Below are 24,172 nucleotides of genomic sequence, written 5' to 3' on the forward strand. Positions count from 1 at the left end.
AAATTTCTATTTAAATCAATGGTTTAGATTAAGAAGTTACTGCGATCTCTACCTTCAATCCATTTTGGCGCCTTACCGCGACCAGTCCAGGTATCACCAGTAGAGGGATTACGGTACTTTGGGGCAACCTTAGCGCCAGAACTGCGAACGCCAGCTTTACGACTAAATAAGTCTGAAGCTGTCAAATCATATTGCTCAATGATGAGCTTGGCTTTAGCAATGCCGTCGGCCTTTTCACGTAAAACTGCTTCTTTAATTTGTTTATCTAACTGTTCGCGCTGGGCTAAAAGCTCTTTATAAGATGACATTTAGTAATTTCTCCGAATATTAGTTACGAGATAATCATAAGATAATTATTTCTAAGTCTAAGATTATACGCTTAATATTAACTAGATAGAAATCTAAGTAAATAAACCATAAAACCTGTATAGGTTATTGATTTTAGTATTAATGTTGGAATTATTAAAAAATCATTATAAATATTATATTTATAATAAATGAATTAAGATTATCTTCTCAGCATAAATGTACCACTAGATTTAGCAGTAATTTCACCAGCCTCATTTAAAACTACCGCTTCACAGTAATGAATCGTTTTACCAAATTTCAGAACACTACCCTCCACCACAATCTTGCCAATACTTGGGCGCAGGAAGCTGACGTTCATGTCAATGGTCATAGCGCCAAGTTGTTGGTTCACGGTACTGCGAGCTGCTGCCCCCATCGCAAAGTCTAGGAGGGTCATGACGACACCGCCATGAGCAATCTGAAAGCTATTCTCAAATTCTGGTTTGATGACCAGGCTAATGCGCGACTTACCCCCTTCGGCATACTCAGGAACAACCCCTAAGTGAGCTAAAAACGGGATGGTCAATCCAAAATACGTAGTGTTATTTGAGTTTGATGTCATAGGAAGAGGATGCGAAGTTGAATGGTCGGGGCGAGAGGATTTGAACCTCCGACCACATGCACCCCATGCATGTACGCTACCAGGCTGCGCTACGCCCCGACGGGAAAAGAAATTGTATCAGTAACTATTTAGAGAGAATTTGCAGGACAGCTTGCAACTCATCGCGCAAGCGAAGCTCACCACGAGCCTCATCAAGACGATTGCGGGCGCCGCTGATCGTGAAGCCCTCTTCATATAAGAGCGTCCTAATCTTGCGAATTAAGACAACTTCATGGTGCTGATAGTAGCGACGGTTACCGCGACGCTTTTGTGGACTTAATTGGGTGAACTCTTGCTCCCAATAGCGCAATACATGAGAACGAACGGCACAAAGATCGGATACCTCACCGATAGTGAAATAACGCTTAGAAGGAATTGGGGGAAGCTGCGAACTCAGCAGCACCGACCCAGCGTCAAATGCTGTTTTCTCGAGCATGAGACTCAACTACGTCCTTGAGCTTTTGACTTGCATGAAATGTCACAACGCGACGGGCTGCAATTGGAATCATTTGCCCAGTTTTTGGATTACGGCCTGGACGGGCAGATTTATTGCGTAACTGGAAATTACCAAATCCAGAAATCTTAACCTCAACGCCCGTCTCCAGAGATTTTCCAATACGGTCAAAGAAGGCGTCAATCATATCCTTGGCTTCGCGCTTATTTAAGCCAACTTGATCAAAGAGAGCTTCCGAGAGCTCATTCTTGGTAACGGTATCGTTGCTAACTAAATCATTCATGGCGAAAGTCTCTTCTTACTAGATCTGTTGCTAATATTAAACCTAGCGCAGACGGGCTGCGCAATTTTTTTCAAGTGTCGCTAATAAAGCATTCATTACCGCTTCAATTTGTGCATCCTGTAGCGTTTCCTGTGGATTGAGCAAAGTCACACGGTAAGCCAAGCTCTTCTCATCATCAGCCATACTGCTAGAGCCAGCTTTTGGCTTGAACTCATCAAAGAGCTCAATTGCCTTAACAAAGTTTTGCTTCTTCGCATTCATTGCATCTAGCAAAGTCTGTGAGGAAACGCTCTGCTTTACCACTACCGCCAAATCACGCTGCACTGCAGGGAATTTACTCAACTCTTCTGGCTGCGGAATATCTAAATTGCGAACAGCCTCTAAATCCATTTCAAAGAGCACTGGTGCTTGTGGCAACTCGTAAGCTTGCTGCAAGCCCGGATGTAATTCACCAATCCAGCCAATATTGAGCTTGCCCGTTGGTGTCATTAACTGAATTTGTGCACTGCGGCCAGGATGGAGCGCTGGATGAACGGCTGCCTCAGTTTCGAAGTGTAAGGGATCGAGCACACGCTCCAAATCACCCTTAACGTCAAAGAAATCGACTGCACGATCAGCACTTGCCCACTGCTCCGCTACAAATGAGCCGTAAGCCAAGCCACCAAGCTGCTGCGGCTGATGAAAGCCTGCAACTTTGCCAGCCTCTTCCTGCACGCTAGCATCACGCTTAAATACACGACCCGTCTCGAATAGGCGGACACGGCCAGCACCACGATTCAGATTTGACTTGAGAGTACCCAGTAAGCCACCCCATAGATTGCTGCGCATGACGCCATATTGATTGGCAATCGGGTTAAGTACGGGAATAAGATCTTTTTCAGTAGCTGCAGCTAAACGCTGCTCACTCTCAAGATCGGTAAATCCAAAGTTCACCGCCTCTTGATAGCCTTGTAGAGCTAAACGCTGGCGCAATAAATGCACCCCGCGCTTTGACTCAGCCCTAGCGCTCATTTTTAAGGAGGAGACTGGCGGTACATCAGGAATATTTTCAAAGCCGTACATGCGTGCGACTTCTTCGATTAAATCTTCTTCAATTTCAATATCAAAGCGATAGCTTGGTGGTGTCACCACAAATACATCACCTGCTTCTTGTTTGAACTCAAAACCAAGGCGCTTGAACACATCAGCAACAATTTCAGTGGTGAGTGGGATACCGATGACTTTCATAGCGCGAGCTAAACGCATATTGACTGGCTTGCGCTCAGGAATAGCCAATACTTGATCATCCATTGGGCCAACTTGACCACCACATACCTCAACAATCAGAGCAGTTAAATATTCCAGACAGTTAGCTGTATTTTGCGGATCAACACCACGCTCAAAGCGATGCGCCGCATCGGTACTGAAATTAAAACGACGAGCACGACCCTGAATAGCCGAAGGCTGCCAGTAAGCGGCTTCAATATAAATATTTTTAGTGTCATCAGTCACGGCGCAATGATTGCCGCCCATAATCCCAGCTAACGCTACAGGACCATTTTGATCGGCAACCACACCAGCATCTTGAATCTTGCCTGCAGAATCTGGGCCTTGCAAAACAACTGTCTGGCCATTCAATAACTCAAGGTTTTCACCAGACTTTGCCCAACGAACCGATAAGTCACCAGTCAATTTATTTATATCAAATACATGGGTCGGCTGACCCATTTCTAACATCACATAATTAGACAAATCAACTAAAGGAGAAATACTCCTTTGACCAGCACGAGATAAACGCTGCACAATCCAATCCGGAGTTTTAGATTTTGGATTAACGCCACGAATCACGCGACCAGCAAAACGTCCGCAAAGATCAGTGTTTTCAACGGTCACTTTGAGCTTATCGGCAATAGTGACGTTTACTGGCGTCCACTTGGGTGCACACAAGGCAGCACCTGTAATGGCCGACACTTCACGTGCCATACCTATCAGAGATAAACAATCAGCCTTATTGGGTGTTAACTTGATAACAAAGATCTGGTCATCTAGGTTTAAGTATTTACGAATATCCTCACCCACTGGTGCATCTGCAGGCAACTCCAAAATACCTTCGTGGTCATCACCCAAGCCCAGCTCGCGACCAGAGCACAACATGCCTTGGCTTTCTACGCCGCGTAGCTTGCCAATCTTAATCATGAAAGGCTGGCCACCGGCTTCTGCTGGCGGCAGTTCTGCTCCAACCATAGCGCAAGGGATTTTGATGCCAGCACGCGCATTCGGTGCACCACATACTATTTGTAATTCTTGGCCAGTTCCTGCGTCAACTTTGCAAACACGCAAGCGGTCTGCATCAGGATGCTGCTCAGCTGAAAGAATTTGAGCAACTACAATTTTCGTGAATGCAGGGGCTACTGAACGCTGCTCTTCGACCTCAAGGCCAGCCATCGTCATGACATGACCTAATGCACTGCTATCCAGCGAAGGGTTTACATATTGACGTAACCAAGATTCAGAAAATTGCATATGCGCTATCTACTATTAGAGGGTTGGCGAGTTAAGCCGGAAATTGCGCTAAGAAACGGAGGTCGTTCTCAAAGAAAAGGCGTAAATCATCAACACCGTAACGTAACATCGTTAAACGCTCTAAGCCAGAGCCAAAAGCAAAACCGGTATAGCGTTCTGGATCAATACCCATATTGCGCAATACATTTGGATGAACCTGCCCTGCTCCAGAAATCTCTAACCAACGGCCGGCTAACTTGCCGCTACCGAAGGCCATATCGATTTCAGCTGAAGGCTCAGTGAATGGGAAATACGATGGGCGGAAACGAACTTGCAGTTCATTTGTCTCGAAAAAAGTTCTTAAGAAATCGGTGTACACACCTTTTAAATCAGCAAAGGAAACACTTTCTGCAATCCACAAACCTTCAACCTGATGAAACATCGGCGAATGGGTTGCATCGCTATCCACGCGATAGGTTCTGCCAGGGGCAATTACCTTGATTGGTGGCATCACATCGGCATGGGCGTATTTCTTGACATGCTCACTCGCATAACGAACCTGAATTGGGCTGGTATGAGTACGCAATAGCAAAGGCTTTCCACTGGAATCTTTGCCATCGATATAGAAGGTATCCTGCATTGAACGAGCAGGATGATTCTCAGGACTATTTAAGGCGGTGAAATTAAACCAATCGGTTTCAATTTCAGGGCCGTCAGCTACATCAAAACCAACGGAACGGAAGATCTCTTCAACACGTTCCCAGGTACGCATCACTGGATGTAGGCTACCTACTGCTTGGCCACGGCCAGGCAAGGAAACGTCAATGGATTCCGCCGCAAGACGTTGCAGCAATACGGCATCAGCCAATGCTTGGCGACGCTCTTGTAATGCAGCTTCTACTTGGGTTTTGATTTGATTAATCTGGGCGCCAGCACTCTTACGCTCATCAGGCGACATTCCACCAAGCGCTTTTAAACGCTCAGTGAGAACACCTGACTTACCGAGATACTTGGCTTTCGCGTCTTCAAGAGCTGCCGAATCGGCAGCTCCGAGGAAATCACGTTTAGCATCCTCGACAATGTGGTCGAGAGAAACCATTGCAGCTTAGTTTTTTATGAACTAAGAATTAAGCTGCAGCGCTTACTACGGATTTGATCCGAGTAACCAAAGCAGCGAAAGCCGCCTTGTCAGCAATGGCCATATCAGAAAGCACTTTGCGGTCGAGTTCGATCGCAGCTTTCTTCATACCATTCATGAATACGCTATAGGTCATGTCATGCTGACGAACTGCCGCGTTGATACGAGCAATCCACAATGCGCGGAATACACGTTTCTTATTACGACGGTCGCGGTATGCATATTGACCAGCACGCATAACTGCTTGCTTAGCAATACGGAATACGTTTTTACGACGTCCACGATAGCCTGTTGCGGCATCGGTGATTTTCTTATGACGGGCTCTTGCTGTAACCCCACGTTTGACTCTTGGCATTTAAATTCTCCTAATCTAGTCTGAGGTTAAGCGTATGGAAGCATGGAGCGAATTGACTTAACGTCTGCCTTCGCAACTTCAGTAGTACCACGTAGGTGACGCTTATTCTTTGTGGTCTTCTTGGTGAGGATGTGGCGTTTGAAGGCCTGACCTCGTTTGATCGTTCCGCCTGCGCGAACCGTGAAGCGCTTTTTGGCGCTACTCTTACTCTTCATCTTGGGCATAAAGCACCCCTTCAATTACTTGTGCAACATAGGTGGTAACCGACGGTTACGCTTCCTGTACCTAGAAGCACTTCTAACTACCAGAGCCCTTATTAATTCTTAGGGACTCCTCCCTACTTAAACAACAAACCCCATCTTGCGATTGGATTTATTACTTAGCCTTACGAATGGGGGCCAATACCATCACCATCTGGCGACCTTCCATCTTTGGAAATTGTTCTACTTGACCATGCTCAATCAGGTCTGACTTCAAACGTTCCAACATTCTGACTCCGATTTCTTGGTGAGCCATTTCACGACCCCGAAACCGCAGCGTAATCTTTGTCTTATCGCCATCTTCCAAAAAGCGGATTAGATTGCGTAGCTTCACACCATAGTCACCATCATCTGTGCCGGGACGGAACTTCACTTCCTTCACCTGAATCACCTTTTGCTTGAGCTTAGCTTCATGCAAACGTTTGGCTTCTTGGTACTTGAATTTGCCGAAGTCCATGATCCGGACTACAGGTGGCACAGCTGTCGGAGCAATTTCAACCAAATCGGTCTCTTTCTCTTCTGCTAAAGCCAGGGCTTCACTCAACTTAACTACACCGATGGGTTCTCCATCCAGTCCAATCAGACGCACTTCAGGAGCAGTAATCTCCCGATTTATGCGCTGCGATTTATCAGTAGCGATCTTCTTAATTCCTTTAAAAAAACAATAAAAACCATTCCACCCCTAGCTAAGCTCGGGTCCGACTTTCTGAGAAATATCCTGCTGGAGTCGGGCAACGAAGGCATCAAGAGGCATTACCCCTAAATCCACTCCGCCACGGGCACGAACGGCCACCGAATTACTTTCTGCTTCTTTGTCCCCTACAACTAACAAAAATGGGAGCTTCTGTAATGCGTGCTCGCGTATTTTATACGTAATTTTCTCATTTCGCAAATCCGATTCGACTCTAAACCCTTGTTTTTTCAGAGATTGCTGGACTTTTTGAGCATATGCAGCAGAATTATCCGAGATATTGAGGACTACAGCCTGAGTCGGAGCAAGCCAAACTGGCATATTTCCAGCGTGGTTTTCGATCAAAATACCGATAAAACGCTCTAAAGAGCCCACAATTGCCCTATGAAGCATCACTGGGGCCTTACGGGTGTTCTCTTCGGTCACATATTCAGCGCCTAAACGGGCTGGCATTGAGAAATCCACCTGAATCGTGCCGCACTGCCAAGTACGCCCGATGGAGTCCTTGAGGTGATATTCGATCTTCGGACCATAAAAAGCACCCTCACCTGGCAATTCTTCCCATTCTTGGCCTGAAGCGGTCAAGGCGCCACGTAAGGCAGCCTCCGCTTTATCCCAAATAGCATCATCACCAACGCGCTTTATTGGGCGCAAGGCGAGCTTTACAGCGACTTCAGTAAAACCAAAGTCTTGGTAAACCTCACGAACCGCTTTATCGAATGCAGCTACTTCAGACTGAATTTGATCTTCAGTACAGAAAATATGACCATCATCTTGTGTGAAACCGCGGACGCGCATCAAACCATGCAATGCACCAGACGGTTCGTTACGGTGACACTGACCAAACTCGCCGTAGCGTAATGGCAATTCACGATAGCTGTGTAATCCTGAATTAAAAATCTGTACATGTCCCGGGCAGTTCATCGGCTTTAATGCATAAGCACGATTCTCCGACTCCGTTGTAAACATGTTTTCCTTGTAGTTATCCCAGTGGCCAGACTTTTCCCAAAGGCCGCGATCCAAAATTTGCGGGGCCTTGACCTCTTGGTAGCCTTCGCGCTGATAAACGCGGCGCATGTACTGTTCAACTTCTTGCCAAATAGACCAGCCTTTTGGATGCCAGAAAATTAAACCAGGTGCTTCAGCTTGAAAGTGAAATAAATCTAAGAACTTACCGAGGCGACGGTGGTCACGCTTCTCAGCTTCTTCGAGCATATGCAAATGCGCATCTTGATCTTCTTTTTTCAACCAAGCCGTGCCGTAGATCCGTTGCAGCATCTCATTCTTGCTATCGCCACGCCAGTAAGCACCAGCAACACTCAGAAGCTTGAAGACCTTGAGCTTGCCAGTAGATGGCACATGGGGTCCGCGGCATAAGTCAGTAAACTTGCCCTCAGCATACAAAGACACATCTTCACCCTGCGGGATGCTAAAAATAATCTCTGCTTTGTAATTTTCGCCTTGATCTTTAAAGAACTTCACGGCTTCATCACGCGGCATTACTGTACGAATCACTGGCTCATCTTTTTTAGCCAGCTCAGCCATTTTCTTCTCAATTGTCACCAAATCTTCAGGCGTAAACGCACGATGAAATGAGAAGTCGTAATAAAAACCGTTTTCGATTACTGGGCCAATCGTGACTTGTGCCTCTGGGAATAACTCTTTAACGGCATAGGCCAATAAGTGGGCAGTGGAATGACGCACAATCTCCAGCGCTTCTGGGCTTTTGTCCGTGATGATGGCTAATTGACTATCTTTGTCGATCACAAAGCTAGCATCAACCATCTTCCCATCAACAATGCCGCCGAGGGCAGCTTTGGCAAGGCCGCTTCCAATGCTTTGGGCAACATCAAGAACGCGTACGGGAGCTTCGAACTCACGTTTAGATCCATCTGGCAGGGTAACTACAAGCATGACCGCTCCATCTTATTAAGATTCAGCCGAAAGACTGATTTACTGCACAACATCCACCAAAAAGAAAGCGCGGGAGCTTTTGGGCAACCGCGCACTTTTGGGTCATTATTCGTTGGTAGGCTCGATTGGACTCGAACCAACGACCCCCACCATGTCAAGGTGGTGCTCTAACCAGCTGAGCTACGAGCCTATATAAGCCATAGAGTTTATCACCGGCGGCGCACTTGGGTCACCCCTTTGACTTCTTCCAGGGCATTTTGGGTAAGTCTCAAGGCTTCCGAGTCTTTAATCTCCACCGTCAACAGTATTTGCGCAAGACCCCGCTTGGCAGATTTGCGAAGATCAATCACATGGATACCCTGCCTTGTCAGAATCTCAAACAGCTCGCGCATCAGCTCAGGGCGGTCTAGCCCGGTTACGGCTAAATCCGCAGGAAATACACGCTTAGGATCATTTCCGGCAGTTATTTCAGACCCAGAATCATTCCAGGCGGTTTGGATGACGCGCTCGGGAGCTCGCTCCAATAAACCTCTAAATGTTTTGCATGAGCGTCGATGAATGGATACGCCACGACCTTGGGTCACAAAACCTGCAATCGCATCGGGTGGTACCGGCCGGCAACACCGCGCCAACTGAGTCATCAAGGAATCCACCCCAACTACCAAAACATCACCTGCCTGACCCTGCTTACGAGTGCTTTGTTTAAGAACAATTTCTGGGGCTGGAGTAATTGCTTTCGTCTCCGTCTTTTGTTCCACCTTAGTGTCAGCGGACTTAGACCCCGCCTCTTCATCATCCAAAGCATTAAACCAAGCGCGTACACGTGTGCGAGCACGCTGTGAACGCAAGTAATTGCGACTCGGACTAATCCAATCGCGTGAGGGACCACCATGTTTTACAGCAATGATTTCAATAGTCTGGCCATTTTGCAATGGCGTATCTAAAGGCACCATCGCACCATCTACTCGAGCGCCACGACAACGGTGACCCAGGTCGGTATGAACTGCATATGCAAAGTCGATGGGCGATGAACCCTTCTCCAATGAAATGACTTTTCCTAATGGAGTGAGTACATAAATATGGTCATCGATCTCATGGTGCTTGAGTTGCTCCCAAGCATCTTCTTTCCAGGAGATGAGTTGCCTTGCCCAAGCAATTTGGCGCTCATAGGCAACTGCCGCACTATGGGTACCAGTTTGATAACTGGAATTTGTGTCATTGGATTTATTTCTAGGCGGAGTTGCAGTACCAATATAAGCACCCTCTTTGTAACGCCAGTGCGCAGCTAAGCCATACTCAGCCTGTTGATGCATTTCATGAGTACGCACCTGAATCTCAAATGCCGTCCCATGTTCATCCATTACTACAGTATGTAAAGATTGATAGCCGTTTGGTTTTGGTCTGGCAATGTAGTCATCAAATTCACGTGGCACAGGCTGCCAGACGTTATGCACTATTCCTAAAATAGCGTAACAAGATTTAACGTCATCTACTAGGACTCTAAACGCCCTGACGTCATAGAGATTGGCGAAGTCGATTGACTTACCCTGCATCTTTTTCCAAATACTGTAGATGTGCTTTGGGCGACCTTGAACCTCACCTTCAATATGGGTGGCATTTAATTCCTCTTTCAGCTTACTCACAATCTGATGAATAAAAGATTCACGCTCAATACGCTTGCCATCCAACATCTTAGCGATGTCGCGGTAGATCTCTGGAGAGAGAACTCGAAATGCCAAGTCCTCCATCTCCCATTTCATTTGCCAAATACCAAGGCGATTAGCAAGCGATGCATCAATATTGAGAATCTCTTGTGCCCAAGCTTTTGGCATCTCGATTTTTTCTTGATTGATCCAACGCAGCGTTTGTAAGCGCGAAGCAAGATAAATCAAAACGACGCGCAAGTCATCTCCAAAAGCGAGCAGCATCTTTCTGAGCATTTCTTCTTGCCCAGAAATACTCAGACCGCCATCATTGCGAACCAGCTTAGCTTGAGCTTGCCGTAGGCCACGGTAACCAATCAGTAGTCTCGCCGACTCATCGCCAATGAGTTTGGTGAGTGATTCTTTGCCGTGAGTGCGGGCAATATGATGTGCAGCTGTGAGTGTTGCCTCATCTAAGTGAAGCAGCTTCAGTATGCCGAGAACGCCAGCGGTATGATTTTCAGAAGGCTCACCATACCAGCCATCAATAATTTTGATGCTCTCAGATGCAGAAGAAGCATTTGACATGGGTGACTGAAATCCTTAACTAAAGAATTCTTTTGCTAAAGCCACTTGTTCTGATTTCACAAAGGCAGGTGCATGACCAACCTCTGGAATTTCAATACTCCGAATGTAGGGGTTAACTTTGCACATCTCGGCTACAGTTTTTGCTGAAAGCAAATCGGATTCCCCGCCACGCACAATCAACATCGGGATATGGATTTGCTTGAAGGCATGCCACATCGCCATCTCTCCCGCCTTTGCCATAATTGGATTAACCGATGCAAACGGCACAGAGATATCCGGGTCGTAATGCATTACCCAAAGACCCTCTTTTTGCACGAGCATGGGGCCGTTATAAATCTCCCACTCTTCTGGAGTGTGACTGCCAAAAGATGTGCAGATCTCATTGAGGCGCTGCAAAGCATCGGTACGATTAGAAAAGCTAAAAGGCTGGCCAACATATGAGCCTAAACGCTTGATAGCTTCAGGCTCAATGCGTGGACCCACATCATTAATTAACATCCTGCGAATTGGACTCTTGGGCATTGCGGCATAGACCATGCCAATCAAACCACCCATAGAGGTTCCAAACCAATTCACTTGTGTAAGGTTAAGCTGTTTAATCAAGCTCGCCATGTCTGCAACGTACTGAGGAACGCCATAGTGCATAGGGTTCTTGAGTCGATCAGAATCACCTCGTCCCACTACATCTGGACACACAACGTAATAGTCCTGATTCATTGCCTCAGCCAGGGTTTTGAAATCACTCCCCCTGCGCGTCAGTCCATGAACACACACTAATACCTTCGAGTTATTAGGATTACCCCAGGCGTGGTAGGCTATGCGATGAGGACCGTCAGGACTAGTGCAAGTCACAAAGAAGGTATCACCACGATGAAGGACATTCGACTTTTGAATCTCATTATTCAGGTGTGCGTCATGCGTATGCTCATCTGCTATGCCAGGAACCTCTGGCTGCAAGGTAACATGATCAATTCCGTGTTTATCAAATAGCATCTGATTGATACGCGCCATGATTTCAGGCCATTCGCCAATACGCTCAATTTCAATATGGCCAATCAGTGCTGGGAAGCTGGGCGTCATCTCCCAAACATGCAGATCATGCACCGCCAAAACACCTGGCACCTTTTTTAAATCTTGACCGACCTGTAAATAGTCGATATGTAGTGGCACCCCTTCCATGAGGAAGTGATACGACTCCTTCAAAATTGAAATGGTAGATTTTAAGATTAAGAGAGAGACCAAGATAGATAAGATGGCATCAATCGGCATCCATCCAGTAAGCTGAATCACAATACCTGCAATCAGAGCAGCTATAGATCCCAGCAAGTCACCCATGACATGAACCAAGGCGGCGCGGGTATTGACACTCTTTTTATCGCGCGACAGCACCCATGCCACCACAATATTCATTACCAAACCAATGGCAGCCACTATCGTGACAGTTAAGCCATCCACTTTATGCGGGTCATAGAATCGACTCACTGCCTCAAACATAATCCATGCAACTAATGCCAGCATTGCAATGCTATTGACAAAAGCCGCTAAGGCCTCGGCTCTGCCGAATCCAAACGAATGTTTTGCTGATGGTGGACGACGGGAAATGATTTGAGCTAGCAATGCTAAACCCAGTGCGGCAGCATCGGTCACCATATGACCCGCATCCGATATTAGCGCTAAAGAATTTGCAAAGTAAGCAGCAGCACCCTCAACTCCTGAAAAACCCAGTGTAAGCACCAAGGCAATCAGCAGGAGATTCTGGTTAGAGACTTCCTTGCTATGGGTATGCTTAGCATCACCCTGCTTGTGTGCGTGAAGTGAATGATCTACAACGCTCATAAAGGAATCTTTAAAAAAGAAAATGGGGTCATTAACCTCATTATTTCACTATCTATAAAAAAGACCTAACGCAAGCTAGCCAAGACCTTTTCTAGGCGCTTTAAGGACATTGGGCTTGGGGTCTTTAACTCTTGGGCATATAGAGCCACTCTCAATTCCTCGAGTTGCCAACGAAAGTCCGCTAAAGCCTGATCTTCATTAGTAGTATATGCAGCAGAGCCATGGCCAGCCTGAACGAGTTTTTGCCATGGTCTGGCAACCGACTCCCAATCTTTTTGGCACTGTGAATCACGGCTAGGGTTAGCACGCAATTTATCAATGCGCATGGCAATAGCCTTGAGATAGCGAGGGAAATGTACTAACTGGCTATATGGCGTATCTGAAACAAATTTAGGAAATATGAGCCCCTGGACCTGATTCTGAATATCCACATGAGCAGTAGCTGAGGCAGCCTTGGCTTGAGACAATTTCTTTTGAAGATCCGCATAAGCCTGCAAGGCCGCCAAGGCATGCTTTGAAATCTCCTGTGCAATCAGAGCTAAACGAGGCTTGCCTGCTTGCAAACGCTCTGCAAATTGCTCGGCATTTACTGGTAGTGGGTCATTCATAAATGCCCGCTCTAATGCAAGATTCAGAATTTGCTCAATTAAGCTATCAACAGACCCAATATTAATAAAGAGCAAACCAAGCTCCCGAATTCCAGGGAGTTGTTTTTGTAGTGCCTTGAGTGTGTCTTTATTCGATAGTGCGAATAATCTGCGCAATCCTTGCCAATGATGTTTTCTAGCTTCCAATAAATCATCAAACACTTCAAGATCACATGCTTCGGTACGATCGACCAAGGCGGGATAGCCAAATAAAGTGCGATTGCCTTTCTGAATTTCTAGAGTCTCGGGCAGTTCACCAAAGTCCCAGCTTCGATAACCACCCTGCTCGACCGTTTTTACTAAAGATGCATTAGCGCTTTGATTGGTTTTACCAATAGGCGCTAAATTATTTACTGGGGTAGCACTCCCGAGCTCATCATGAACTGCTTGCTGCGCTATGGCCTGGAAGGCTGTGCGAGCAGTCTCTCCATACTCAGCTCGCAATCGGGATAAATTACGTTCCAACTCTAATTGGCGGCCGTGCTCATCCACCAGACGAAAATTCATTGAAGAATGTAAAGGTAAGGATTCTGGCCTGAAATCAGTACGCTTAATTTCTAAGCCACGTTCTTTACGAATATCGGTAATGAGGGTGTCTAAAAAATCACCTACCCCAAACTGCTTGCTTGATAACATCCGCTCTAAAAACGATTTTGCATACTCGGGCAGTGGGAGGCAGTGGCGACGTAATTTCTGAGGAAGTGATTTGAGTAATAACCCAATTTTTTCTTCACACATGCCTGGCACCAACCAATCACATCGACGACCATCAACCTGATTCAATAGAGTTAAAGGCACTACCAGCGTTACTCCATCTTTGGGACTGCCGGGCTCAAAATGATAAGTCAAACTCAGTTCGCTACCACCAACCATCATCTTTTTTGGATAGCGATCTACCGTAATGCCGGCAGCCTCGTGGCGCATTAAATCTGCTTTAGCTAGGCGCAAAAGACTGTCAGGACTCTCCTCGGCAACGCCTTTGTTTGCCAATGTCTTTAGCAACCAGGCTTTCATACTTTCCCTACTTAGAACATCTTCAGGAATGCGTGAATCATAAAAAGCAAAAAGGAGATCATCATCCACCAACACATCGGGACGTCGTGAGCGATGCTCTAAAGCTTCAATCTCCTTAATCAGTCTGCGGTTATGCCAAAAGAATTCAAAAGTCCCAGGATATTTTTTTCTAGCATCGGCTTCGGTCTCTCGCATTAATGCAGGGCTATCCATACGGCCAAACATCTCTTCTTGAACTAAGGCCTGGGTAATAAACAAGTTACGAGCATCTTTTGGATTGTGAGGCTCATAACGCACGCGACGACCGTGATAAATTGGCAGGCCATATAGAGTGCCGCGCTCAAAGGCCATGACCTCTCCTTGTCGGCTATCCCAGAATGGCTCACTCAAAGATTTAATCAGACGGTGGGCTGCAACCTTCTCAACCCACCCAGGCTCGATTTTGGCAATCGTGCGAGCGTACATGCGATTAGTTTCTTGCAGTTCGCCAGCCAAAATCCAAGCGCCGGCTTTTTTGCCAATCGTTGAACCCGGCCAAATAAAGGGACGAATACCGCGAGCACCCATATAGCTGCCCGTCTTACTACCACGCTCTTGAGATTTTTCATCCTCTTCTTTTTTAGCTACATAACCTAAGAGGCCAGTTAATAGTGAAAGATGAACTTGTTCGTAAGTAGCAGCAGATGGATTTTCTCTCCAACCCTTTTCAGCCAACATGGTGTGCAGTTGAGCATGAACATCGCGCCATTCACGCAGACGTCTTGGTGACAAAAACTTACTACGACATAGATTCTCTAATTGTCGATTGCTATGCTTGTGCTTTAGGGCATCTTGATGCCAATCCCACAATTTGACGAAACTCAGAAACTCGGAACGCTCATCAGCAAACTGCAAATGCGCTTGGTCAGCGGCAGCTGCTTGATCCATGGGTCGATCACGAGGATCTTGTGTAGCCAAAGCGGAGGCAATGATAGTGACCTCACGTAATGCGTTGTGCTCCTTAGCTGCTAATAGCATTCGACCAATCCGAGGATCTAATGGCAGATCTGCTAACTGCTTACCAATAGAGGTGAGCTTGAATCTGCTGTTGCTATCTGTATCGTTATTGATGGTGACATCGTCATAGACGATGGCGCCCAACTCATCTAGAAGCTGTACCCCGTCGGCAATCGCGCGACCCAAGGGTTTATCAATAAATGGAAATTCTTGTATACGAGGTAAACGTAGAGAGCTCATGCGAAGCAAGACCGCCGCTAATGAGCTGCGCAAAATTTCTGGATCAGTAAATTTGGGACGACTTAAATAATCTTGCTCGCTATAGAGACGAATACAAATACCATCTGACACACGACCACAACGACCTGCTCGCTGATTGGCTGCCGCCTGTGAAATTGACTCGATTTGCAGTTGCTCTACTTTATTGCGATAGGAATAACGCTTGACTCGTGCCAAACCGCTATCGACCACATAACGAATATTGGGAACTGTTAATGAGGTCTCGGCAACGTTAGTCGTCAAAATAATTCGTCGACCGTTACCAGGATTAAATACACGCTCTTGCTCTGCAACCGATTGCCGAGCAAAAAGACTCAAAATCTCCGGATGGAAACGCTGCTGAATTACATGGTCTTTTCTGAGCGTTTCAGCACAATCCCGAATCTCCCGCTCACCGGGTAGGAAGACCAGCACATCGCCCGCACCAGATACGCCTTCACGCCATACTTTTGCAATTGCTTCTGTTACTGCGTCCGAAAGCTCCTTGGCCTCTTTAGATTCTTTTTTTCCGTCAGGCTTCACATCAGGCTCTAGTGGTTCGTAACGTTGCTCAACCGGGAAAAGTCGCCCACTCACCTCAATTACCGGAGCAGACTTGCCATTTAATGAGAAATGATCTGAAAAACGCTTTGCATCAATAGTCGCTGAAGTAATGATCAACTTGAGGTCTGGGCGCTTGGGGAGCAACTGCCGCAGATAGCCTAATAGAAAATCAATATTGAGGCTACGTTCATGAGCCTCATCGATAATGAGAGTGTCGTAGGCACGCAGCTGAGGGTCTCGCTGCGTTTCTGCTAGCAAGATGCCGTCGGTCATTAACTTGATGGAAGCGCCCTGACTGGTCTTATCAGCAAAGCGCACTTGGTAGCCGACGTCTTGACCAATTGGGGTTCCCAACTCCTGGGCGATACGCTTTGCAGTGGCTGTAGCAGCAATGCGACGAGGTTGTGTGTGCCCAATGAGGCGACCACCGTTCATAGTGCCCCTGCCCAGATCTAAACAGATTTTGGGTAATTGGGTTGTTTTACCAGAACCAGTCTCACCACAGACGATCACAACCTGATGAGAACTCAAGGCATCTTTGATGATTTGACGTTGACCAGATACCGGCAACTCCTCCGGAAAGCGAATCTCTAGCCGTCGGGAGGTGTTGGAAGCAGGCACAGTCTCAGGGCTTGCTTTGGGTTTTTGTTGGTTTAATGGCTCTTGCACCCTATAATTTTCTCACTATGCCAACAAATGCACCGAATCCCGGCTCAAATGCCGAAGAATCCAGCTCTAACTTTCCATTTGTAGGATGGCTGCGTGATGTTGCACCCTATATCCATAGCTTCCGTGAGAAGACCTTTGTTATCGCCTTTGCTGGCGAACTAGTCCAAGAGATCGGCCTTGAGAATCTGATTGAAGATATCGCCATGTTGCATGCCATGGGCATGCGAATTGTTTTGGTACACGGTATTCGCCCGCAAATTGAAGAGCAACTCATGCTTCGCAATATTAAAAGTCAATTTGGTCAAAGCGCAATGCACAGCTACCGGATTACCGATGCAGCTGCCCTAGAGTGTGTCAAAGAAGCTGCTGGTGAATTACGTCTCGATATCGAAGCAGCATTCAGTCGGGGCTTGCCCAACACACCGATGGCAGGCTCACGAATCTCCGTTATCTCGGGCAACTTTATTACTGCAATGCCTGTCGGTGTAGTTGAGGGGATTGATTACATTCATACTGGCTTGGTGCGTAAAGTAGACTCTACCTCTATCAAACTTTCGCTCGATAGCAATAAGATCGTACTGCTCTCGCCTTTGGGTTTCTCGCCAACTGGTCAAGCATTTAATCTCGCCTTTGAGGATGTAGCTGCATCTACTGCTGTGGCACTCAAAGCGGATAAGTTAATTTTCTTAAGTCCCTATACCGGCTTGAAAGATGAGGAAGATGACTTCATCACCGAACTCTCAATGCCCCAGCTTCAAGAATATGTAGCCCAACATCCGGAACTCGACCTAGGCATGAAAAGTTTGTTGAATATTTCTGGCAGGGCTATTCGTGCTGGCGTCAGTCGAGTGCACTTCTTGCCTTGCAACCGAGATGGAGCACTCCTGGAGGAGCTCTTTACCCATGATGGCATTGGCATGATGCTGGCCTCATCCGATATTGAGAATCTACGTGAAGCTAATCAGGATGACGTTGGTGGCATTTTGCAACTCACCAGCCCGCTCGAAGATGAGGGTATTTTGGCTGCGCGGGGTCAGGATGTCATTGAGCGTGATATTCAGCGCTTCTCTGTGATTGAGCATGACCGGGTTCTCTTTGGATGCGCAGCCCTCTTTCCATTCCCGAATGGCGTAGGTGAGCTTGCTTGCCTCGCGGTAGATCCTGATGTTCAAGGCTCAGGCGATGGAGAGCGTTTACTTAAGCGCGTTGAAATGCGCGCAAAACAGGAGGGCATCAAGAAGCTTTTCGTCTTGACTACTAGAACAGAACATTGGTTTTTGAAGCGTGGCTTTAAGCGCGCGTCGGTAGATGATCTTCCAGAAGAAAGAAAGCAAATTTACAACTGGGATCGTAAATCGATGGTTCTAACCAAAGATCTTTAATAAGTTATTCGTTTTATATTTTCTCTTTAGCACACCGTATTTGAAAGGCAACACAAATGGCACGCATGGTTCAATGCATCAAACTGAATAAAGAAGCTGAAGGCATGGACTTCGCACCACTACCTGGCGACCTCGGTAAGAAAGTTTGGAATCAAGTCTCCAAAGAGGCTTGGGCTGCTTGGTTGAAACACCAAACCATGCTCATTAATGAGAATCGTCTGAATATGGCTGACCCTCGTGCTCGTCAGTACCTTCTCAAGCAAGTTGAAAAATACTTCTTTGAAGGTGGTGCAGACATGGCTCAGGGCTATGTACCACCAGCTGAATAATTCTTTTTGAATATCTCTTGACGAGTCAAATTCAGAAGCATAGGATGAAATCGTAGTCAGTCAGTTTGTGTGATCGGCTACATTGGCGAAAGCCACTACTTGTAAGCATATCTATGTGCTTATGGGCATTGGGAACATCAATTCTTCCCTTTGCCTGCGCCATGAATCATCATGGCAAACTAACCCGATGGATCAGCTCGCTGCCCCGTCGGGTTTTTTAATTAAAAAGTAATTCTGCTCACGCCAGAGGCATTGCTTACCAGCAAAATATTGGCCTTCTCTTTTGCGAATAAACCTACGGTGATTACGCCGGCGATTTGATTAATTTGCGCTTCAAGAGCGATGGGATTAGCGATTTTTAAACCAGCGACATCCAAAATCCAGCCACCGTTATCTGTCACAAAAGGCTGACTTGGAGTCTGACCTAAGTCTGTTCGTGTTTCTTTGCTCATTCTGACTGTGACTGTGCCGCCTAACTTAGCCAGTTCTTGAGTAACAATGCCTTTTGATATGGGAATGATTTCCACAGGCAATGCAAAATTACCCAATACTGGAACCTGCTTTGAGGCATCGCAGATGCAGATAAATTGCTTGGCCATAGAGGCAATAATCTTTTCGCGGGTCAAAGCACCGCCGCCGCCTTTAATCATATGGCCAGCAGGATCGATTTCATCAGCGCCATCCACATAGGCAGGTAGATGATCCACCTCATTGGGATCCAACACCTTAAAACCGTGTTTTAACAAGCGTTCAGTCGTGGCATTGGAGCTAGATACCGTTCCAGCGAAATGCTCCTTGTGGGATGCTAAGGCATCAATGAAGTAATTGGCGGTAGAGCCCGTCCCGACACCCAAGATCTGCCCTGGGGGTAGCTTTAATACCTCATCCCGAGCCGCTTCACCCACCAATTGCTTTAGTTGATCTTGATTCATGATCTTGCCCAATATCCTTGTCTGAACTGGAACAGCCTTATTTATCCATCTATCATATGATATTCAATCTATATCACCTGATTAATTCATCGAGAGTATTGCCAATAGCCATGACATCACCTGCAAGCGCACTGAGCCAACTCAAGCAATTTACTACCGTCGTGGCCGATACCGGCGACTTTGAGCGTATGCAGGAATACCAACCGCAAGACGCGACTACTAACCCCTCCCTAATCCTAAAAGCTGCCCAGCAAGCCAACTATCAGGCTTTGGTAAATCAAGTCAAATCTGCGCATCCTGGCCTAAAATCCGTCGATTTAGTCGACCATATCCTGGTAGCTTTTGGTCTGGAGATCTTGAAGATCGTCCCAGGAAGGGTTTCGACTGAAGTTGATGCCCGCCTCTCCTTTGATACTCAGGCAACAATTCAGAAGGCCAAGCATCTCATCTCGCTGTATCAATCACATGGGATTGACCGTAAACGCGTCTTGATTAAGCTGGCTGGCACATGGGAAGGAATTGAGGCAGCAAGAGCTTTAGAGGCTGAAGGCATTCACTGCAATATGACACTCCTGTTCTCTTTAGTACAAGCGGCAGCTTGTGGTGCAGTCAATGCAAAATTGATTTCCCCTTTTGTAGGGCGCATCACCGATTGGCATAAAACAAAACTTGGCAGTAATTGGAGTGATGAAAACAATGGCGGAGCAAATGATCCTGGCGTTACCTCAGTCAAGCGTATCTTCCACTACTACAAACACTTCGGTATCAGCACCGAAATCATGGGGGCCAGCTTTCGTAATACCAGTCAAATATTAGAGCTAGCCGGATGTGACTTATTAACTATCAGCCCAGAGCTATTGGGCGATCTGCAGAATAGTTCTGCAGCAGTTGAGAAAAAACTAAATGCTAGTAATGCAGCTAGCGCGCTTGCCAGCGAAAATATCCTCGCACTCAAGCTAGATGAATCAAACTTTAGATTGCAGTTAAATAATGATGCCATGGCTACTGAAAAACTAGCCGAAGGAATTAGAAATTTCTGTATCGATACTGAGAAACTCGAAGTGCTCTTAAGTCACTAATTCTGTAAATTGCCATATTGAGGAGTCAAGATGATTATTCATTGCCCGCATTGCAATAAAGGGAACCGTGTTCCTGCTGAAAAACTCAATCAAACGCCTGTCTGCGGAGCTTGTCAACAAGAACTCCTATCGCTCCCGATTAATGCCACAGCAGCTAACTTTAGCGAACTCGTCACTCAATCTACGCTGCCAGTGATAGTCGATTTCTGGGCACCATGGTGCGGGCCCTGCAAGATGTTTGGACCCATTTTTCAGGGAAGTGCCATTGCCCATGCAAATCAAGTTTTGTTTGTAAAAGTAAACACCGAAGCAGAGCAGCTACTTGGGTCGCAATGGAATATCCGCTCAATCCCAACCCTGGCGGCATTTAAGGGTGGCAAAGAAGTGCACCGTGCTAGTGGTGCTCTACCGCCAGCCGAACTAGAGCAATTTGTTAAGCAGTTGACTATTTAGACTCTTTAGATAAACGCTGTCTTAGCGCCTCATACAAACAGACGCCACTGGCAACGGATACGTTCAGACTCTCTACAACACCCTTCATCGGAATACGTACCAACTCATCACAAGTCTCACGGGTTAAGCGGCGCATGCCCTCACCCTCTGCACCCATAACAATACCTATGGGGCCAGTCAGATCTAAATCATAGATCGATTTTTCAGCTTCATCATCGGTGCCGATGAGCCAAACACCCGCTTCTTGCATTTCTTTCATGCTTCGAACCAGATTGGTGACGGTAATGACAGGCATTACCTCAGAAGCGCCGCTCGATACTTTACTCACAGTAGCATTAATTGAGGCCGAACGATCTTTAGGAATCACTATAGCATCTACACCAGCACCATCAGCCACGCGCAAGCATGCACCAAAGTTATGAGGATCGGTTACACCATCCAAGACCAAGAACATTACCTTGCTTTGATTGCTTTCTGCATCCTCTACTACCTCAGTAATGGTCCTAGCAATGGTCATCTTCTCGGCCAGTGCAACCACCCCTTGATGGCGATCATGACCTGCGAGTTTGTGAAGACGTTCTGCATCGGCGGCATGTAATCTTTCACCTAGAATTTCTTCGGCTTGCTTAAGAAAATCACCCATACGGCGATCACGCCGGCTAGGATCAAAATAAACTGACTTCAGACTTGCTGCATCCACTCGTAAGCGCGCTTGTACTGCATGAAAACCAACTAATATTTGCTTCATATTTACTTATCTCGATCTGATATTGATACTTATTTACGACGCGCTTTAGTGCTGCGAACAGGTGGTTTTGTGCCTGCCGGTTTGCCGGCAGGTCTTGTGGGCTTCCCAGACTTCGCAACTTTACTTGCGGTTCGTCCAGCTTGATTCTTGGATTGATTTGCGCCAAGATTACCAGCAGATTTGGCGGCATTTACATTTAAACCAGAATGCTTCTGCGGTTCCTTGCTACCAGAGCGACCTTTTTTAGAGGCAGCTTTTTTATTGGGTCTACCGGTATCGCTTGCCAACACAATTTGGCGACGATTAGTAGTGCCACCTGGCTCTAAGCCAACCGATTTGACCAAACTAAATTCAATTTTACGCGCATCTAAGTCCACTCGACTGACCAATACATGAACCCGGTCACCTAAGCGATACCGAATACCCGTTCTCTCACCGCGCAATTCTTGACGAGCTTCATCGTACTGGAAATAATCACCACCCAACTCAGTTACATGGATCATGCCCTCAACAAAGAGGTTTTCTAATTGAATAAATAAACCAAATGTAGCTACTCCAGTAACCGTGCCGGCATATTCTTGACCCAAATGATCTCGCATGTAGTAGCACTTGAGCCAAGCCTCTACATCACGGGATGCCTCATCTGCTCGGCGCTCATTCGATGAGCAATGCACACCCAGTTGACCCCAAATAGGCATTGCTGCATTAGCGCCCTTGGGCAATTTAGGTAAACGTGTGCCATTAGCTGCAGCCTCTTTTGCATCGCTATGAGACTTCTTAGCATTCACGGCATTTTCACGGCCCTTACCTTTGCGCGGCAATGTGAGATTCAATGGAACCGTTGGCGGCAATACTGGCGTGTACGGCTTCTTAATGAGAATTGCTTTAATGACACGATGGGTCAAGAGATCGGGATAACGACGAATCGGACTTGTGAAATGAGAATACGCAGGGTAAGCAAGGCCAAAGTGACCTTCGTTATCAGGCTGATACATAGCCTGCTGCATAGAACGTAAAACAACCGACTGCAGCATATTGGCATCAGGACGCTCTTTGATTTCGCGCATGAGCTTGGCATAGTCTTTTGGTTTCGGCTTTTCACCGCCGCCCAAAGACAAGCCTGAAGTACGTAAAACTTGGCGCAAAGTAACCAACTTTTCTTCTGAAGGTTCACCGTGTACACGGTAAAGACTGAGATGCTTGTTTTTATCAATAAAGTCAGCAGCGCATACGTTTGCTGTCAACATGCACTCTTCGATCAAGCGGTGCGCGTCATTACGCAGACGGGGTTCAATGCGCAAGATCTTGCCTAACTCATTACTGATAATTTGGGTTTCAGTAGTTTCAAACTCGATAGCGCCACGTTTTTGACGTGCGTCTAGCAAAATCTTGTATAGGGAATAGAGATTGGTCAGTAGAGGCCTGAGTTGGGCAAAGCGTGTTGCCTCGGGGCCTTTGCTGTTCGAGAGAATCTCCCAAACTATGTCATATGTAAAGCGCTGCGCAGAATGCATGACTGCCGGGTAGAACTGATAAGCCAAAACAACACCATTTTGATCCACTACTGAATCACACACCATGCACAAACGATCAACCCCAGGATTCAGGGAGCAAAGACCATTAGAGATCTTCTCTGGCAACATCGGTATTACCCTTCTTGGGAAATACACTGAAGTCGCACGCAGAAGTCCTTCATCATCCAAAGGATGTCCTGGCTTTACATAATGAGATACATCGGCAATCGCGACAATCAGGCGCCAAGCCTTGCTCTTACCGTGCATCACAGGTTCGCAATACACCGCATCATCAAAATCACGAGCATCGGCACCGTCAATGGTGACCAAAGGAACGTCGCGCAAATCCACTCGACCCTCTAAATCAGATTGCTGAACAGCATCAGGCAAGGCAACTGCTTCTTTTTTTGCAGCTACTGAAAATTCGTGGGGGACACCATATTTACGGACGGCGATTTCGATTTCCATACCAGGATCATCGATTTCACCTAGTACCTCAACAACACGACCAACGGCTTGACGGTAGCTATCTGGATAGTCAATGATCTCGACACTGACAACCTGACCCAATTTAGCGTTACCCTGACCTTTTGGTGGAATCAAAATATCATGACCGATGCGCTTATCTTCCGGCGCAACAATCAAAACACCGTTCTCATTCAATAGACGCCCAATGACTACTTTATTGGCATGCAAAATGACATCGACGATCTGGCCTTCTGGGCGACCGCGCCGATCTGTTCCCAATACTCTGACATTGACTCTGTCTGCGTGCATGACGCGGGACATTTCTCTTTCAGAAAGAAAAATATCTTCACCGCCGTCGTCTGGGATAACAAATCCAAATCCATCTCGGTGACCCTGGACTGTACCTAAGCGGTCAGCCTCTCGTGGCACCAAGTCTTTTGCTTTACGCATTTAATTCCTTCGGCAAAACATGCCTTATATTTCAATAAAAATTCTGAATTAGCCTACTGTATCAAACCATCAAGTCT

The 24,172-nt window shown here is 46.6% G+C and carries 20 protein-coding genes and 2 tRNA genes; 4 read left to right on the plus strand and 18 right to left on the minus strand.

What is annotated here, in order from left to right:
* Nucleotides 1–23 precede the first annotated feature (23 nt).
* From C2758_RS05790 to hrpA, 15 genes are all read right to left on the minus strand, one after another.
* The gene (locus C2758_RS05790; protein WP_215327350.1) at nt 24–308 is read right to left on the minus strand and encodes an H-NS family nucleoid-associated regulatory protein; all 285 of its coding nucleotides are present in this window, start codon (nt 306–308) and stop codon (nt 24–26) included.
* 200 nt (nt 309–508) lie between these two features.
* Nucleotides 509–910 carry a PaaI family thioesterase gene (locus tag C2758_RS05795; RefSeq protein ID WP_215327351.1) on the minus strand — a complete coding sequence of 134 codons (402 nt, stop codon included), beginning with the start codon at nt 908–910 and terminating at the stop codon, nt 509–511.
* A gap of 22 nt (nt 911–932) precedes the next feature.
* Nucleotides 933–1,009 (minus strand) — tRNA-Pro (locus C2758_RS05800).
* A gap of 25 nt (nt 1,010–1,034) precedes the next feature.
* The gene (locus tag C2758_RS05805; protein WP_215327352.1) at nt 1,035–1,385 is read right to left on the minus strand and encodes a MerR family transcriptional regulator; all 351 of its coding nucleotides are present in this window, start codon (nt 1,383–1,385) and stop codon (nt 1,035–1,037) included.
* Nucleotides 1,363–1,686 (minus strand): integration host factor subunit alpha, encoded by a 324-nt coding sequence (locus C2758_RS05810; RefSeq protein ID WP_046330087.1) that lies wholly within the window; start codon nt 1,684–1,686, stop codon nt 1,363–1,365. Before C2758_RS05810 ends, C2758_RS05805 begins: the two co-directional genes overlap by 23 nt.
* A 42-nt stretch (nt 1,687–1,728) precedes the next feature.
* Nucleotides 1,729–4,188, minus strand: coding sequence for a phenylalanine--tRNA ligase subunit beta (gene pheT / locus C2758_RS05815; RefSeq protein ID WP_215327353.1), 2,460 nt, complete (start codon nt 4,186–4,188; stop codon nt 1,729–1,731).
* 31 nt (nt 4,189–4,219) lie between these two features.
* A complete protein-coding gene (pheS, locus tag C2758_RS05820) occupies nt 4,220–5,266 on the minus strand; it encodes a phenylalanine--tRNA ligase subunit alpha (protein ID WP_215327354.1) in 1,047 nt (348 codons plus the stop codon).
* Nucleotides 5,267–5,294: 28 nt separating this feature from the next.
* Complete coding sequence (gene rplT / locus C2758_RS05825) at nt 5,295–5,660, minus strand: 50S ribosomal protein L20 (RefSeq protein WP_015421011.1); 366 nt, start codon at nt 5,658–5,660, stop codon at nt 5,295–5,297.
* A gap of 26 nt (nt 5,661–5,686) precedes the next feature.
* Entirely contained in the window at nt 5,687–5,884 is a 198-nt protein-coding gene (gene rpmI / locus C2758_RS05830) for a 50S ribosomal protein L35 (RefSeq protein ID WP_046330084.1), read from the minus strand.
* Nucleotides 5,885–6,035: 151 nt separating this feature from the next.
* Nucleotides 6,036–6,569 (minus strand): translation initiation factor IF-3, encoded by a 534-nt coding sequence (gene infC, locus C2758_RS05835; RefSeq protein ID WP_370624483.1) that lies wholly within the window; start codon nt 6,567–6,569, stop codon nt 6,036–6,038.
* Nucleotides 6,570–6,602: 33 nt separating this feature from the next.
* Nucleotides 6,603–8,525, minus strand: coding sequence for a threonine--tRNA ligase (gene thrS / locus C2758_RS05840; protein ID WP_215327355.1), 1,923 nt, complete (start codon nt 8,523–8,525; stop codon nt 6,603–6,605).
* Between the two features lie 113 nt (nt 8,526–8,638).
* A tRNA-Val gene (locus tag C2758_RS05845) sits at nt 8,639–8,715 on the minus strand.
* 19 nt (nt 8,716–8,734) lie between these two features.
* Entirely contained in the window at nt 8,735–10,756 is a 2,022-nt protein-coding gene (locus C2758_RS05850) for a bifunctional (p)ppGpp synthetase/guanosine-3',5'-bis(diphosphate) 3'-pyrophosphohydrolase (protein WP_215327356.1), read from the minus strand.
* Between the two features lie 15 nt (nt 10,757–10,771).
* Complete coding sequence (locus C2758_RS10810) at nt 10,772–12,592, minus strand: alpha/beta fold hydrolase (RefSeq protein ID WP_215327357.1); 1,821 nt, start codon at nt 12,590–12,592, stop codon at nt 10,772–10,774.
* 65 nt (nt 12,593–12,657) lie between these two features.
* Complete coding sequence (gene hrpA / locus C2758_RS05860; protein WP_251369139.1) at nt 12,658–16,740, minus strand: ATP-dependent RNA helicase HrpA; 4,083 nt, start codon at nt 16,738–16,740, stop codon at nt 12,658–12,660.
* Between the two features lie 17 nt (nt 16,741–16,757).
* Between hrpA and argA the strand changes: the two genes are divergently transcribed.
* Nucleotides 16,758–18,122: an amino-acid N-acetyltransferase gene (gene argA / locus C2758_RS05865; protein WP_215327358.1), complete on the plus strand. Its 1,365-nt coding sequence runs from the start codon at nt 16,758–16,760 to the stop codon at nt 18,120–18,122.
* Nucleotides 18,123–18,178: 56 nt separating this feature from the next.
* Nucleotides 18,179–18,451, plus strand: coding sequence for an oxidative damage protection protein (locus C2758_RS05870; protein WP_215304216.1), 273 nt, complete (start codon nt 18,179–18,181; stop codon nt 18,449–18,451).
* Nucleotides 18,452–18,672: 221 nt separating this feature from the next.
* Here C2758_RS05870 and rpiA read toward each other — a convergent pair whose 3' ends face one another.
* Nucleotides 18,673–19,383, minus strand: a complete 711-nt coding sequence (gene rpiA / locus C2758_RS05875) for a ribose-5-phosphate isomerase RpiA (protein WP_215327359.1) — start codon at nt 19,381–19,383, stop codon at nt 18,673–18,675.
* Nucleotides 19,384–19,493: 110 nt separating this feature from the next.
* On the opposite strand from rpiA, the gene tal reads away from it, so the two are divergent.
* The gene (gene tal, locus C2758_RS05880) at nt 19,494–20,462 is read left to right on the plus strand and encodes a transaldolase (RefSeq protein WP_215327360.1); all 969 of its coding nucleotides are present in this window, start codon (nt 19,494–19,496) and stop codon (nt 20,460–20,462) included.
* A gap of 30 nt (nt 20,463–20,492) precedes the next feature.
* Complete coding sequence (gene trxC, locus C2758_RS05885) at nt 20,493–20,915, plus strand: thioredoxin TrxC (RefSeq protein WP_215327361.1); 423 nt, start codon at nt 20,493–20,495, stop codon at nt 20,913–20,915.
* Here trxC and rlmB read toward each other — a convergent pair.
* Nucleotides 20,908–21,663: a 23S rRNA (guanosine(2251)-2'-O)-methyltransferase RlmB gene (gene rlmB / locus C2758_RS05890; RefSeq protein ID WP_215327362.1), complete on the minus strand. Its 756-nt coding sequence runs from the start codon at nt 21,661–21,663 to the stop codon at nt 20,908–20,910. The two genes, trxC and rlmB, sit on opposite strands and share 8 nt — an antisense overlap.
* 29 nt (nt 21,664–21,692) lie before the next feature.
* Nucleotides 21,693–24,095 (minus strand): ribonuclease R, encoded by a 2,403-nt coding sequence (gene rnr / locus C2758_RS05895; RefSeq protein WP_215327363.1) that lies wholly within the window; start codon nt 24,093–24,095, stop codon nt 21,693–21,695.
* Between the last annotated feature and the right edge of the window lie 77 nt (nt 24,096–24,172).

Origin of the sequence: Polynucleobacter sp. AP-Sving-400A-A2 (assembly GCF_018688155.1) — a bacterium.
Taxonomy (GTDB): Bacteria; Pseudomonadota; Gammaproteobacteria; order Burkholderiales; family Burkholderiaceae; genus Polynucleobacter.